Source organism: Enterococcus sp. DIV1059_2 (assembly GCF_051713685.1).
Classification (GTDB): domain Bacteria; phylum Bacillota; class Bacilli; order Lactobacillales; family Enterococcaceae; genus Enterococcus_D; species Enterococcus_D casseliflavus.
In genome coordinates, this window is record NZ_JBIOQK010000002.1 from 147,140 (window position 1) to 164,101 (window position 16,962).

A 16,962-nucleotide genomic window follows, 5' to 3' on the forward strand; every position below is an offset into this window, starting at 1 on the left:
AGGGAGGGCTTAGGCTCTCTCTATTTTTACTTTAAAGGAGGTAAAAACGATGGTAAAAATCCCAGAACGAAATATTTTTGGTGGACAAAATATATTCTCATCAACAACTATCGAACCAGTACAAGACTTAACACATATGTCTGAAGTATTAGATTATTTAAACAAAAATGATATTGATAACAATAATAATTCATTAGGAATATTTTCAAGCGATATTAGGAGAAGTGTAGGCTCTGGAAGCACACTTGAAACCGAAAGAACACTTAGCAATATGGTTGATGGAGAAGACTTTGTCTTCTACGATTTTGAAACAATCGGGAAAATGCCGCAACAGAACCATTTTTCTAGTCTTCCTTCACCATTCACTCCTACCGAGCTTGCTTTTCAAAAAACAAAGTTTCAAAATAATAGGTTCCATAAAACTTCAGACTTTGGTTCAATATTAATCCAACCAAAAAAAGAAATGGAAACTCATATTGAAGGATTATTGAACACAATTAATAAGAACCCTTTTTCATTGACAAATGGTTCTATTGACCAAGATGACAGACGATTGTTACTTCGCCTGTTTTCTTACGGAGAAGCTAAAACATCTAAACAAACTTTTAACGGAATGGAATACATTTCATTAGATGGCGCAGGTGCAACCCCAACTTCAATCAGTGCATTAACTGTTAAAAAGGATTTACCAACAATCAGAAAGGGTTTCAATTTGATTAAAAGCGGAACGCCCATCGATGTTACAGCTGATATTTTTAATTCAGCGATAAAAGGTGCTGGTGTTGCTGGACAGAATATCAATAACTTCGACCAATTCGGTATTTATTCTTTATCAAAATCATTGATGTCCAATGAAAAAACAAAGAATAAAGGACGTCAAACATGGGCTACGTACCAAAATGCTAAAAAACTAGATTCCTATGAGATGATGAACTTATTACCCAACCAGAATAGTGCATTAGGGTCTAACATGAACTTGGGTAACGTTTATTTCAATTCTACTGGGAAAATACTAGATGGCGCCCATACAGGATTTGTCGATGTTTCGGCAAATATTGACATTGTAAATCAATCCATTAGGGAATCACAAACAATAGCTAAAAATTCAAAAAAAGATTATCTAAGTACGAATTCAATTTTTCATGTTAAGAGGGGCCCTGGAACTTATACAAATACGCCAGGTGCAGATTATAACAATCACAGAGGTATCTATAATGTCTCGATGATTAAAGGTCAGGATGGTCAATGGCAAATGTCTCGTCCTGGAAGAGAGCCTGCTATTATTGGTGGGAATTCTTATCGAATAAAACAACAGTTAAAAAATGTTCCTTTCGGAGCAGATAAAATTCCCCATTACATGATGGTCCTGGAAAATATAGATACAGGGGACCATTCAGCTATCGTAGCCGAGTCGATGGGTCAACTGGGGTCATACTTCAGTTCAAACAATGTTTCAACTGACTCTGCACTTTCTATATTATCGAGAAGAAAAGATAATAGCAGAAGAAGATGGGATAGAGTTGTCAAACCATCTCAAAATAATCATACAAATGATGCTGTTTCAGATATAAAGAAAATGTATGAAAATCTAGACAACTACCAAGCTCGACTTGCACAGATTAAAGAAGCCGAACCAAACCTTTCAATCAAAAATGCTCAAGAAAGAGCGATAAGAGATGTACATAAAGCAGCAGTTGATGGTCAAAATCTAGATAACTTTCAATATCGTTACTCATACGACAAAATCCGTAGTGTTGTAGACTTAGAAAAAACCTTAACAGATATCAGACCATTCGCTGAAGAAACGATGGCCTACGCTACAAAGAATGGAAATTCAAAACAACAAAGAAATGCTTTAGTTGAATCAATGTTTGGAAAATATCATGAAGCATATGGAGCAGATATTTATGATGTTCAAGAGCGACACGGTCTTTTCTTACCAAGGAGTGTAGGAGGGGAAGTAAATTATCTAGATATTACAACAACTGATTCAATAAAAAATAAAATATTCAGCTTAAGTAGCTCAGGTAATCATGCAAGTATTTCGAAGAGAATGGAAGACTACCTTACAGATATTTCTGGATACGGAGCTCTATCTCAAGACCAGGTCAAATCTTTTACATCGAGAATAAGAAAAGATTTAAAAAATCAAAACAAGGTCTCAGCAACATTGGCTAATGAAATATCTACTTTTATTCAAGAAAATGGTAGTAAGCTTCCAACAGCTTTGAACGAAGTACATATAAACAAGAAAGTTACAGAACCAATTAGAAGAACTGCATTTTCAAATGGACTCCGCTCAAAAAGTTCTAACTATGCTAAAAATCAGTTCGGTTCTTGGGCAACACAAAGTTTAGAAGAAATAATGAGTACAATTTCTTCATCAGGAACTTTCGGAGCGAGCGCTGCGAGGATTTCTGCTGAAGTGGCTAACGCAAGTTTTGTTACAGACCATTTTGACTTTCAAGATAAAATGCATGCAATGATTCGGGGCAATTCAAAAGTAAACGGATTGTATAAGGATTCCAATAAAAATGCGTACTTTAACTCACTAAATGAAATCTTAAACGGATTCGACAGAAATAAATTTGAAACGTCAATTTTTCAAGATGAAACAACAAATCGTTTGATGTTATTTTTTGGTGAATCTGGAACAGTAGTAGGTAAGCAGGCAAAAGACCTGAGAAGTTCGAGGTCTGTTTCTCAGATAGAATTGCCTATTCTAACTAGCAATAACACAGTTTCTTTCCAAGGTACCAACTATCAAAACAGATTTTTTTACAAGGGAGAAAAATCTGCCCAAAGATATGTAGACTTATCACAAAAATTCCTTGAAGATTTGAAATATCTGCCAGACGATATGAGAAGCGAGATTAATCGCTTAAGAACTAATGGTATAAAATTTAATTCCTATCAGGATGTCGCCAATTCAAGAGTAAATCGACAAATTTATAGTACTACTCAATCCTTATCTGAAAGAGCATTTTTAGGAGACAAGAGCTCAGAACATAAGCGTCATAGAACATCCCCTTTGTCGAATGCAAAAATGGGAATGCAACTTGATACAGGCGAAGCAGTTAATGAGTGGCTTGCAAAGACTCATCCTGAAATGAATGCAATTTTTGAAAGACAAAGAAAGAACAATCCTAAAATTAACAAATGGTTTGACGTTGCACCAAAAGAATATGGATTATCTATCAACGATTTTAATAATCTGCGTAGTCAAATGAATTTCGGTTTTACAGATTTTTTCAACAATAATATTGGTTCGAAGGATGGCGTTAAGCTTAGCGTTAACGGGACTAGTGGAAAAAATGCAGGGAGAGGTATCTATAGTGGATTAGATGTTAGGAAATTAACTCCTGGAGGTATGTTCCAGTCAACATCTCACGAAAGAGTAGAAAAAGCTTTAAATTACGCCACTATTGATAGAGAAGAAACTATTAGTAGACTAATGCTTAATCGTCAGTATTCAAGACTTCAAGCCGAATCTGTTGTGGGCAATAGTATGGTTTCAAACGCTGGTCGATACTTTGGAGCAGACAATGAAACTTCACATTTAAATATGACTCACCGTATAATGAATGATGAACAAATCAGTCAAAAATTGGCTGGCTTTGACAAGAAACGTTCAATGCTTATGGAAGAAATAAATACTTTGAAGCTGGCTGATACCAGTAATCCTTCTATTAAGCATCAAATTGCTGCTAAACAAAAGGAATATGAAAAAGTATCAGCAATTCTGAATGAAGCATCTGCAGCATCAACATTTGATGGACAAATGATTATGCGCAAAAGCATGGCTGATTCTATGACCAGAGTAAATGCAGGACATATAAAATTAAATGGAACAGAAATTGATAGAAGTTTTAAATCTTTCCTAATAGAACATGGATTTGTAGATACTGATTATGATTTTACAAATAGTCTAGACTTTAATAAAGGCGGTCTTCATCACGATTATTTAGATAAGTATGGACTTCTAGATAAAAATGGTCAGGTAACTATCGGTAAAACAGCTGACTATCAAACAGAAAAAAGTAGAATTAAAACCAAAGATTACAAAATAACCGGCTATGATGCAAAACTCCAAGCTTTTAGATACGAAGAAAGATTAGGTTTAAATAATTCTGACAAAATTATAACTAAATCTGGTCAACGGGCTACCGTAAACATATTACCTGATTATGTTGTAGATGCAATTGCTGGTTCTGACATTGACCTTATTGGAACAGCAGCGGGCCTCTCAAAAGGCGCTGGAGGTGTCCATCAGTTAGAATTAATTAACACGGCTGGAAAACAAATTCAAAGTTCTCTGATAGATGTTGCTGAGGGCAGAAAATCTTTATCAAGTCTACCACGTGCCTTACAAAAAAATATCGGCAAGACTACTATTCAAGACTTAGCCAATACAGCTGTTCAGACAAATGTATTGAACAAGACAATGAAACCATTATTCAGAGAGCTTGGATTGGATGGACAGATTTCCTATCAGACATCAAACAATGGAATATCACTTGTTGAAAGTTTTAGTAATGCAGGAATACTTGGAAACAAAGAAGCGGCTTCAAAATTTGGACAGGTCTTAGATTCTTTTTCAAAAGAACATGGCTTGAACATTAGAGGGGACGTTACGAATACCGAAGTGGCTTTCCATGACGTCGCAATATGGGGTGGGGCGTCCTCAAAAGCTCAGACCTCTTCTAAAGAATATCTGGCCATAAAAAACACGTTGTCTAAATCAGGAGTTAATAATGAAGTTGCTGATGAGATTCTAAACCGTTTCAAAACTCCAACAAGTATTATGGATATTGAATCTCACAAGGAAGCTAGAACAATAGCTTCTCAGATTATAAATCATGAAAAGATTGTACGTGAAGGCATAGACCCACTTCATCGAAAAAACTCCATAATATTTGATGTCTCAGGTGGTTATTCCGGTTCTCCTCTCGATACACCTACATCAGTAGCTGCTACTTCTTATAATGGTGCCGTTCATATCGACATGTCCAATACAAAAAAGAAAATGTATAGTGAGTTACGTTTTGGACAAACGCCTGGACAAGGAACTTCGGAAGCACTAAACACCATATTGATGCCTTCTAGCATGAATATCACCCTTGAGAATGGTACGCAAACTGTCGGTGACCTAGCAACCAACATGACTGCAGCCAATAGAAGTGAATCAGCTATGTTTATGAAACTTCCTAATATTGCCACTGAAGAGGCTCGAGTTAGCGCCAAATATATTCCGATGATAGATGTTAAACCTGAAAGACTTTCTGTTTTGGATAAAGATACTCAAATTCATTTAAAAGCTATACAGACTTCCCAGGCATCTATATATCAAAATGCTACTGAAATGTTAAATCAAGATGGACCTATATCCAGAAAAGCTATTGAAAGTTTTAATGATTCCATCATGGAGCATCAATCATTATTGAACAAATATTTAACTGGTACGGGTTCCGGGAGTTTCGAAAAGGGTGCAATAGGTGTTTCTCAAGAAATGTCTGGCGCATTTAAAGCTTCCTCTAGAAATGTATCTATTGCTTATGAAAGAACTTCTGCTGGTCTTTCTTTAAGGAATGAAGCTGCTGAAGCAACTGTGGCTATATCTCCGAAAGAATTCAGAAAAATGATATCAGGGAATGAATTGGCTATTGCTGAAGCAATTGATTTGAAAGACAGAATATCAGTTGCTGATTTATCTAAGATGAATACAGACGTCTTAACTAAAGAAATAGTACAAGCTTTAGATGTTCGTAATGGTGTAGAAAATACTGCTGTATTGAATGCAATGTTCTCAAGACAACCAACAACTGGTTCAGACTCCTATCAAGCAAGAAGATTAGTTTTGGATAGTGCTCTGGAGTCAGGAGCAAAATCAAATATGAATATTGGTCCGATGACAAATAAACTGATGAATGGTGACTTTGATGGTGACTATATTTACAGTATGTTATCAATGTACAACAAACCAGAGAATGCTAAGTTAATTAATGACCAGTTAGGAAAAGTCTCCAATTATCAACTTAATATGGTTAAACAATTAGGTCCACAACATGTTCTTTCTGAACTTGGAAGTATAGGTTCAAGTGAGCTAACATCTGTCGGAGATTTGATGAAAGAATTATCTTCGGGAATTAAGTATAACGACTATGGAAGCAACAACATAGGTGATGAATTTCTAAATATTGTATCTCACGAACAAGGAAGCTTTATCGGACAAGTCAATAACTTCACTGCTAGACAGAACGCTGCTGTTGATGTAGTAGCTGATAGATTATTAGCGACTAATCAGTTTTCACATACTCAAGTAGCAGACTTGCGAAGAAGAACTGATGCTTTGAATTATGTCTTTGCTCAAATGCCAATCGGAACTAAACATATAGAGAGCAGTATTTTTGATGGAAAAGATGTTGGAGAGCTACTTAAATCTGGAAGAACTAGTTCAGAGGACTACATAAATTATAGAAACAACATGTCTAAGGCCATGAATACCATCCAAGGCTTGGAATACAATAATAAGCAAAGCTTAAACCAGGCAGTTGAATACTTTGACTCTTTACTCCCTCAAGACAAACTAATAGGTGCATTGAAAAAGGGTGGCTTTCAAGATGTAACGTCTGAAAACTATAAGGGACATTTATATGAGCTAGCTAATGACTTTGCTTTAACTAATCAAGCTGTCGGGAAAAATGCCCAATTAGGATATCATGGTGACTTAGGCACAATAAGAAAAGACTTCTTATCTCCAACGGGAATTCCAACAGAGGCTTTAAAAGACATTTCATCGATGTATGATACAAGCTTACCCTCAAGGCAGATAGCTGGAATTGATAGTCGATTAAAAGACATTTTGGGAAATACGGATAGTATTTCTATAGGAGATATTTTAAATACTGATATTATTACAGATTCTTCTAGAAATATATCTACAAGTACAACAACCTTTAAACAAACAGGTTTGGATAACTGGAATGAGTTTTTAAATTCCTCAAGAGGGAAAAAAATAATGAACTCATCTTCCCAAGCTGCAAATGATATGGCAGACAAGGTTGCCGCAGGTGCTAACAAAATGAAATCTTCAGCTGGTGGATTCTTGACGGCAGGCGCTGTAATTGGTGGAATATGGGCTGCCTCAGCAATGGCTAGAAGAGAACCAACCCCTGAAGGGAATGAGGCTCAACAAGAAGCCACTCAAGTTGAAGTAAATCCATCATTATTATTGACGAGTCCTACAGCAAGGGTTACACCTAATTCAGAGAGTATTTCACTAAAAGTACGTTCATCTGGTGGCTTAGTACATGACCAGGCTGCTGCTATTATTAACGAGCAGATATCCCAAATGACAGGTGTCTCTATGAATATGAACGTAAACGTGAATGACAATACAACAACCCTGAATAAAGCTTGGTTTGAGAAAAATGTCAACAATGCTATGGGTTTCTAATTTAGGAGGAAATATATGAATGTAACCGATGGGGTCATAGTCGCTTTTTCAAAGGAAACAGAAACATCTCCTTGGTTGCTTAGCGTAAATATTGAGAACGTAGTAAATTCAACAATGAATTTTACAATTGGTCCTGCTGGTTCATCACCAGTGGGACAACGATTAGCTCGATTTCTTACACAAGCAGCAGCGAATATAAAAAAATATCCTTTCACGTTTGGAATGCACCAAGTTTCAGATATTACCAATCGATTTATCGCTTTAAACTTTTTAGGTGATAAACCAGCCTATTGCGAGATTTCAGAAAAGACTTATAAATTTATTACTAAAACTATTTCTTATAGACCAATAACTATTTTTGAAGAAGGAATCTCATTTCCTTCTTCAAATTATGAGGTTGTTCAACAATCGCCATCACTGCATAATGCTAATATTGACTTTTCTTTTAATCCTATAAATTCAGATGTGCCTAATGAGTATTGGGTATTCCTTGAGGGAACAACTGCAAATGTTGATTCAGGAGATTACGTTACAGCAACAGTGGCAGGCTTTTTATGGCCTCGAGGAGAGATTATCCCTGAAGCTATAGGTAAAGCAAACTTAGAAATAGGCTCACGAATTACAGTTAATTATTTGGGAGTTCAAGCTCCAGTAACTAAGTCTCAAGGCACATATCAAGCAAATAGCTTTTTAGCAGAATTGTATAAGGTTCCAGTAGAAGCTTTACAGCTAGCTGCCGAAGAATCTAAAACTAAAAATATGGGATTAGTTAAAACTTCGAAAATACTTGCGGTAAGCTTGTACAAGTCAAATGGACAATTCGCCATACATCCTTCTAAATCAACTCCGATTGGTGTTGTTTATAAAACAAAAATTGACTCAACATTAGAATTAGAAAAAGTATTTTCATCCGGGAAATTCACTGCATTGAATGTGAATAAGGAGATGTTACGAGGTTATCCATTAGTAAACTTTGAAATTCAGACTGATTATCCAGGTTCAAATATCATTCCATTTGCAAGATTTTCTGGCGGCGCACATCAAACGTCTGACTCCCTCGTTTCAGAAAAGAAGGACGCTCACCAATCAAAATTGCTTTTCGCCACAGTAGCAGACACCAAACATCAAGAGTCTATAGATGTTTCTGGTTGGCCTGAAGAAATAGGTACAGACTCTCCAAGTATTACAACTACTTCTAGTGCTTCTAAAGAAGAAGCCGAAAACACTTCAAAATCTTATACTGAAGAAGCTCCTAATCACTTCGTAGATAACTCCCAAAGATATGTAAAACCATATGACGACCGACTTCTAAACCATGATATTTATAACGAGTTTACCTATGCTGACGAATTATGGGAATATAAGAACAAAGTTAGAATTGGTGATGTTCTACTTACTATCCCACCTTTAAGTATTCGTCTTGATAAGGTTCATAAAAATGAAGAGCTAAACGTGATGCGCTCAAGAAGTACATTGTTAACTCAGTCAACTGATGTCGATAATTATCTTACACTTGATTTGTACATCAATACACTACAAGAAATAAACGGTTATGAGATTGATGCTCCTGTGAATATTCTGGATGATAAGAAAAACTCGATTTGGTACGTTGACGGTTTAAGACCACTACTTGCTCAGTTTAAAAAAGCTCCTTTTCTACCAATAGATAATGAGTATATTAACGAAACTTTACATATCGATAATGTAGCCCTAAAGAATATTTCTATAGAAACCATTGCTGATTATCCAGAGAGCCTAAAAGTAACCATGGTTCTAGAGCAGTTCCACTCAGAGGCTTATATGATGGACAATGAAAAACTCGGAACTAGAATCAATTATCCTTTACTCAGATGGTACTACCAGCATTTATTAGTAGATTCTGTAGATAATAAAAAGTGGGTATCGAACCTTCCAAAAATAGATAAATTATCAAATGATTTTACATTTAGAACTGTTAACGAAGACTACCTGCAAGAAAGAAAAGAAGCATTAATCAAGCTAAGAAACATGAAAACTCCAAGCGAGATGAAAACAGAGCTTACCAATAAGGAGACTGAAACAGGAGCAAAATACTCAGATGGTATATCTGCTCAACAAATTATTTCGGCAATTTCAAATTGGACTTCTATTCAAGCAAAAGCAAATAAAAAATGGAAATCTCACTCACGTGGATTCCCGTTGGTTGCTGGAAAAGCTGAAAAAAACAACTTACAACCAACAATTGCAGATAAAAAAGGTGAGGCCAAAATTGATGAGTGGTTGAAAGCTGGTATAGCTAATGCAATAGATATCTACGGAGAGAGCTCGTCCAATACTGGATTTTCTAAGGATTATTCTGGATTTTTATCTAGTCCTAAGGATAAGGGCCTGTTCTTCCCTAAAGAATATCGTACATTAATTCAAAACGGGTCAGGATACTCATTTGCTAATAGTGCTTTCGCAAATCTGGTAAAAGTTATGTCTCCAGAACTAAAAAGTATTGTCATCAAAGAGACTGAAACGAGCACTGTTTATAATAGCTTTGGATTCGCTTTGATTCCAATATTGACTGAAGAAGCAGCCAAATTGATTGGTTCAAAATATAAAACAACAATCGTAACAGCGGATGGGGCGACACTATACATAATTCCAGTCGATAATGTTGAAGGAATTTCATTTAACTATCTGACTATCTTATCTCAACTGACGAATTTGCACAAAGAAGCTTCAAAAGAGGTTGCAGAATCAAATGAACTGTATTCGGATTTGATAGCACTTGTTAGAGATGCAGAGAATGCATCAAATGTAATTTACGATACTTGGAATATACCTAATATTATTCCATTAGGTATGAATGTCCATCTAGAAAATAATTTTTCTTCTGCTCAGGTCCAGAATGTTGATGGCCCAACACTACAATATTTGGGTGGAGGTACACCCAAAGTCCAATTATCATTTGAAACAACCACTGATGGAGCAGCAATGTTAGATTCAATGTTTAGACAGATAGCCTCAAACATTCGTCAATATAGAGAAGGCATAGTGTCTGGTTTCATGAAAATAGAAAACAGTTTGATAAACATGACTGGGATATCTTACGTTCTTCCCGAAACAGTATCTACTAGCACTGTTCCTAATTTTCCAGACAGAAAAATGGTTGAGATGGTTCTGGTAGGATTTGATGTTGCTCAAAGACAACAAGAAAAGCTATATAAGTTTATGGGAGCGAACCCCGATGATGAACTAATAAATAGAGCTTTTGATGGAGGATACTCACCTCGTAAAGATTCCTTTTACATAGAAAAACAATTACGCCAACTAGAAGTTTACCCTGATTTGGAGTTACCATTTGTATCTGAATTAGTCAAAGCTTTACCACTATTAGAAGCCAATACCCCAGATGAATATAAAATTGGTGAATGGCAAAACCGATTGAATCAAGTTTATTTAGACCCTGACTTTTACGTCTCATCCGAATACACTCTTCGCAAATTCTTGAAAGAGATGCTCGAAGATAACACATTAGGTATAGCGACAGATTTTGAGGATGCTTCCGGTGTTTCTGCAACTTCATCAACTGTAATTTCCAAAGAAAAGGGAGTTGCTTATCAATTATCTGATGAAGCAACTAAGGCGGTAAATGAGCTTTACGGACCGAAATCTGACTTGGTAAATTCGAGAGATTGGGAGTGGAGTGACCCGATTACTACATTAGGTGATGCTAGAAATAGTACAGCGACCAAGGACTCCGACAAAAAAGAGGAAACGGCTAATGTTGTCATTTTTAGAAACGAATTAAATAATGAAGTTCTTAAATATTTAGAAGATATCAATCGGCAACCTTCATATAGTGAATTTAACCTATGGGATTTGTCGAATGTCCCAGCTGCCTATCAAAAATCCGAATCAGGATATAAACGGTGGCTATTATCAGAAGGTGTAGGAAAAGAACTGTCAGCCGATAAAGTTTGGAAGAGAATAGCATATGAACTCTGCGTGCAAGTCGGTCCTGACTATTTGACTTTTGCTCCTGGAGAATTTAATGCTATAACTGGCAAAGCAGAATCAACTCAAGATTTAACTAAGCATTATCGCTCGGACAGCGCAAAAAACCTTGATGAATATTCTTGGTATGACAGTCAGTATGTATATGGTGCTTACTACAAAGCTCATAAAGCAAATAAAGAACTAAAAGATACATTTAAAAATGGTTCCAAACCAACCAAAGAACCCTCTGACGTAAAAGAGTTATTTGCTATCAGAAGTGGTAGTAGCTATAAAAAAATCCCTCCAGTACCTTTTCAAAGAGCAATGGCTTATTTTAAAGCGATTATGAATGCTACAGGTAGTTGGCAGCAATTTACTGATGGAAAACCCAAAATCTGTGGTACTGATAAAGACCGTAATGCCAACAGAATAGGAATTTTAGGCGCATACTTAGGGGACGTCGAAACAAAATATCAAGCACAACAATTAGCTTGGGATTGGAAATACAATGTTAAATTTGTTGTCTCAACTTTCTTAAAGCATTACAAAGATTTCTTACAATCTGATTATTTGGAGTTCAGAGCTCGTGCTTTTGATTACGGAATACTAAGTGTGACTGGAACCAGAATGCCCTTTTTAACAGACAAGGCTTCTCAAACATCAACTCAGCTTGGTCAAGAGGCAGTAGACGCTTTGCGGGTAGATACTCAGGATTATCTTGGAGGAAAAATATCACCTGATTCATCAGCGATATTCGCTCAACTAGATAAAATTGTGAGCGGGTTTTATAGTTCGGTAACAAACTCTCTCGTTCCTGCGCTATACAACGACGTTTCCGGAACAGCAATTCCAGAAATTTACAAGTTGTACACTGGAAAAGAACTAGATAAAGCACAAAACAGTAAAGCTGAAGACCTAGCTAAAAAAGAATCTTCAGAAACAGACTCTGACCAAGATTGGACACTTATTGGCGATTCTACGGATTTATTAGAAGATAGAACTGGTGTTGATAATCTTCTCAAATCTATGCATACAGATATGCTTCTATATGATAACGTGGGTCGTTTAGTTAGAGCTTTCCCATCCTATCTTGTTCAAGTAATTGATGAAGGAAAATGGTATTCGAAATTTCGTAGCTGGGACAACTTTTACGGAACCAACGCTATACTATCGATGGATGTTTACCGTTCTAGGAAAATTGCTGCTGATACTGCAATGGTTTCAATTTCAAATGTTTATGGTGGTCTAACCTCCAAACGGCCTTCTATGGATTACGACGACTTAAATCTTCCCAAGTTTTTCTCTAGTGAATTCTGGGAATCATATTTGTGGGGCAAACCAAAAGATGAAGTATTCTCGGCACGTAAAGAGTTATACGAATCAGTTTATATTGAAACTGGAGCCAGGCTTCATATACGTCTTGGATATGGCTCAGACGCACGTGCTCTCCCAGTTCTATTCAACGGTACTATAACAGAAATTGATTATGGAGACGTATTGAATTTAACTGCGCAAGGAGATGGGCTTGAATTATGCAATGTTATTTCTGGTGATGAAGACGATACAAACAAAGGTCTTTTGACTATAACTGAACCATCAAGATTTATAGGAAAACTTCTCACATCTCGGGGAAACTGGCTTAAAGATGTAGTAAACTCTGCCAGCAATGGTAATTTTTATAAGGAATTACCAACAGGGATTTCACATTTCGGACAATCTGCTGTAACACCCGAAGGTAATTTGTACTTTTGGTCTGATGAGTACGGAGAAACAATGCAAAATGTCTATAGCCAAAATGGTAAGGGGACTTCATCACAATGGATTGCTCAAAAATCAGATGAAGGAAAATTATTACCAACCATCATGCCTAATTGGAGTGAATTACTTAGCGGAAATTGGGATGAAGCCAAAAGCGGATATGATGAAGATAACATTCTTGTTTCCTTATATGGAAGTACTGTTTGGGATATTGTTCAAACATTTGCCTACTGTTCTTCTGATTACATTGCAGCTGTAGTACCATTCGAATACAGAAGTACCTTATTCTTTGGAAAACCACATTGGCCTTACACCTATCGCTACCTTTCTCAATACACTCAAGAAGGAAGCGAATATAAACCAGGAAGTGATAATGATGGCGTCCAATGGAAACGTTCGATTGTAGCTACTAAACGAAAATCATTCATGCAACATCATTTCTATTCTTCTACACATAACATAATTCAAAACAATATCACGGCGAGCGAAGAGGGAGTTTATCCCAACGTTATCGTCACTTATGATGGGCGAGTAGCACCTGTAGTGCAAGCAGATAATGATATTCGTTTCGATAAACAAAAAACTGTAACAGTAGAAGCTAAATTGGTAGCTAGATGGAAGCTATCAAATTATTGGACTACGGAAGCTCAAGCCCAGAAATATGGGCACTCTACAGTTCGTGATTTTATGAAAGATATGTATAAAGGAGAGTTGATTGTCGTTGGCGACTCAACTATAAAACCTCATGATGCTTGCACAATATCAGATACAATAAATGATATGCACGGCACTCATCTAGTTAAAGCCGTTCATCATCAAGTATCTGTAGAGACTGGATTTATCACCATTATTGAGCCTGATGCCTACGTGGTTAATTGGGACTACGAGTTACTTTATCTAGCTGATAAATTGTCCTCTGCTGGCAAAAACATGGCTTCTCATTTAGCAAGATACAGTATAGTTCTAGGAGTCGGACACTACTTGTCCGCTACCACAATAAAAACACTGTCTTCATGGGCAGAGTCCTTTGGAGCGACAGCAGTAAGTGGCTTTGCCAAAGATAAAGCTTTAAGCGCATCTAACTGGTTAGCTGACAAATACTTAGGTTCTGTTGTCAAATCATTAAATGGGTTGAACGGAACTTCTTCATTAGCAGGTAGCATGGAAAAATACAATTCACTAGTAAGAACTGTTAAGACAACATCCTCTTTAAGTGATGAGGCAATGCTTGCTTTGCAATCGAGCATGAGACAGAGTAGGGCAGGGATTATAGATGAAATTGCTGATGTTGTAAAAGTAGCTAAAAAGAATTACAAATCGACCAAATTTAGAACAAAACTAGTTGGACTCTCTACCAAATTACCATTTAACAGTAAATACAGTTTTAATAATGTACTAGCAAAACAAACAATTATGAACGATGCATTAGATACGCTAAATGATTTGAAAACCATCAAGAAACAGGTACGCTACGCTTCAACCGTAAAACACTTAAATACCGCAGTTAAGACAACTAAAAGGGTTGCTATGATTGGGAAGACTCTCATTAAATCTGGAACAGTTTGGAATATTATTATTTCAACAGCAATTGAAATAGCTGTTTCTGGGTTCATGGAGGCTTGGCGAAGAACTAAGCAAGATATGCAATGCGTTATGATATTCCCACTGAAGTACAAAGGGACGTCCTTAACAGCAGGTATCAATGGGCACCAGGGAAGTGTGGTAGGAGATGCAGCGAGCATGAGAGACCGATGGATGAATGCGGAGTTTGGGGATGATAATCCTGAGAATGATGAGTTAGCATTTACTTTCATACCAAAATTACTAAATTTTATGTCTGAATAAACAAGAGGATTTCCTCTTGTTTTTTTAGATTGTGGTGGTTAAAACTATGCTAGAAAACAATGAAAGGACTTATTTTATGAGCGTATTTGACCTATTCAGCGAAATATTATCTACGGGAACTGTAAAAATTGCATCCGTTATTGCTTCAGACACAAAAACAATTACTAGTCAGCAGGAAGATACTCACAAACGAAGTAGAGATTTTGCTTCAACTTATAGAAGCATAGAAAAAGAACTCGGTGTTTTTAAAATGAAGAGTGAACTAAACCTGTTAGATGAAAATGCGACTGGTTCAAGTACAGAAGATTCAGATGGAAATCTAGATTCAGTAGGAACTAGTAACAGCAAACTTTTTGGTTTAGACGAATACAAAGGACCAGACTCTACTGCAACTAGAAACCCATGGTCATCAAATGGTGGACCATTTACATCTGGTATAAAAGCAAAGTTGAAAAAGATGGCAGAATTTGATGACATTATTTTGAAACATTCAAAAAACGCAAAAATCGACCCTATGATGGTCAAAATTATTGCCTTAATGGAATCTTCGGGAAACCCAAATACACAAGCCTCTGATGCAGACTCTAGAGGGCTAACTCAGATAACACCAGGAAATGTAGGGGTAAACATACCTCATCCAGAAAAATTATATGAACCGGACTACAACATCGAGATGTTTATGAAATGTGCTGAAGGAAAGGCTGCAGTTGCCAAAAGCATAGGTATAGCCACTTCAGTTAAAAATATAGCTCACTTATGGAATGGTTACGACGTCAGAGGGGCTAATAACGGGGCTAAGTATAGAGATGCATTTGCAGAGATATACGAAGGTTTTGGACTTAGTGCTAATAACAACTACAAAACTTTACAAGGTATTAAAGCCGATAGCTCTGGAAGTTCTGGAGGAACGGATGGTGGAAAAGACCCAAGTGGTGGAAAGAAAATGAAGATTGTAATCGACAAAGTTGAAACAGACTTTCCACAGTACAAAGGTAAACTGAAACTCAAATCCTACAATGGATTCAACTATAATACATCAGGTTCGTACCCATTTGGTCAATGTACATTCTATGTGTTCAACCGTATGTACCAATTGAATTCTAAAGTAGATGACTATATGGGCAATGGTGGCTTTTGGGGGGATTCTGGTAGACAAAAGGGATTCAAAGTTTCTAGTACTCCCAAAGTGGGAACAGCTATGAGTATTAGACCGGGTGATGCTGGTAGTAGCCCCTTGTATGGTCATGTGACAGTTGTTGAGCACATAAACTCTGATGGAAGTGTACTTGTTTCTGAATGTAACGTAAGAGACCCAGGAAGTGGACGTGTTTCATGGAGAGTCATTAACGCATCTGTAGTTAGCAGAGCATCTTTTATCGAAGGGAAGTGATGAGCATGCAAGTAGTCAAGAATCGTGAAATTAAGGAATCTTACCCAGATATTCATCCCGAACGAGGACGTTTCGAATTAGGTAGATATTATCCTCCCACTATCGAAAGAAAAGAGTATCTAAATGCAAGAATAATAGAAGCTATTAAAGATGATTTTTCTGAGTATAAACCTTTAAATAATAGCCAGCTAAATCATTTAGACCGCATTGACACATTTGATTATTATCCTTTAGATATGCATAAGGCAGTTGAATTGTTCCTATCATATTACGGTGATGGAATACTTGATATTATACATGGTTTCAGGTCTCCACTCGTATATGGAATAAATGCACATAACGCTGGATTAGCTATTGATATTGCAGCAGCAGATAAGACACATGCTAGAAAAATAACCAATGCCGCATTCAGAGCTGGTATTCCAAATATAGTACTAGGTGGCGATTTCGAAGAATCACAAGGCTATGTCCATCTTGATATATCACCAAAGGAAATATTTTTATACAATGCAGGAATATATGAAGGTCCTTGGTCCTAAAAATAGGA

General features: G+C 36.6%; 4 protein-coding genes. All 4 read left to right on the forward strand.

Going from position 1 to position 16,962, the window contains the following annotated elements:
• Positions 1-49 precede the first annotated feature (49 nt).
• From IGI72_RS18990 to IGI72_RS19005, 4 genes are read left to right on the forward strand one after another with little or no spacing between them, the layout of a single operon-like run.
• Positions 50-7,456, forward strand: a complete 7,407-nt coding sequence (locus IGI72_RS18990) for a hypothetical protein (protein ID WP_438755337.1) — start codon at positions 50-52, stop codon at positions 7,454-7,456.
• 15 nt (positions 7,457-7,471) lie between these two features.
• Positions 7,472-15,025, forward strand: a complete 7,554-nt coding sequence (locus IGI72_RS18995) for a hypothetical protein (RefSeq protein WP_438755338.1) — start codon at positions 7,472-7,474, stop codon at positions 15,023-15,025.
• Between the two features lie 46 nt (positions 15,026-15,071).
• On the forward strand, positions 15,072-16,415 hold the full coding sequence (locus IGI72_RS19000) for a CHAP domain-containing protein (protein WP_438755339.1): 1,344 nt from the start codon (positions 15,072-15,074) through the stop codon (positions 16,413-16,415).
• A complete protein-coding gene (locus tag IGI72_RS19005) occupies positions 16,415-16,954 on the forward strand; it encodes a hypothetical protein (RefSeq protein WP_438755340.1) in 540 nt (179 codons plus the stop codon). Before IGI72_RS19000 ends, IGI72_RS19005 begins: the two co-directional genes overlap by 1 nt.
• Positions 16,955-16,962 lie beyond the last annotated feature (8 nt).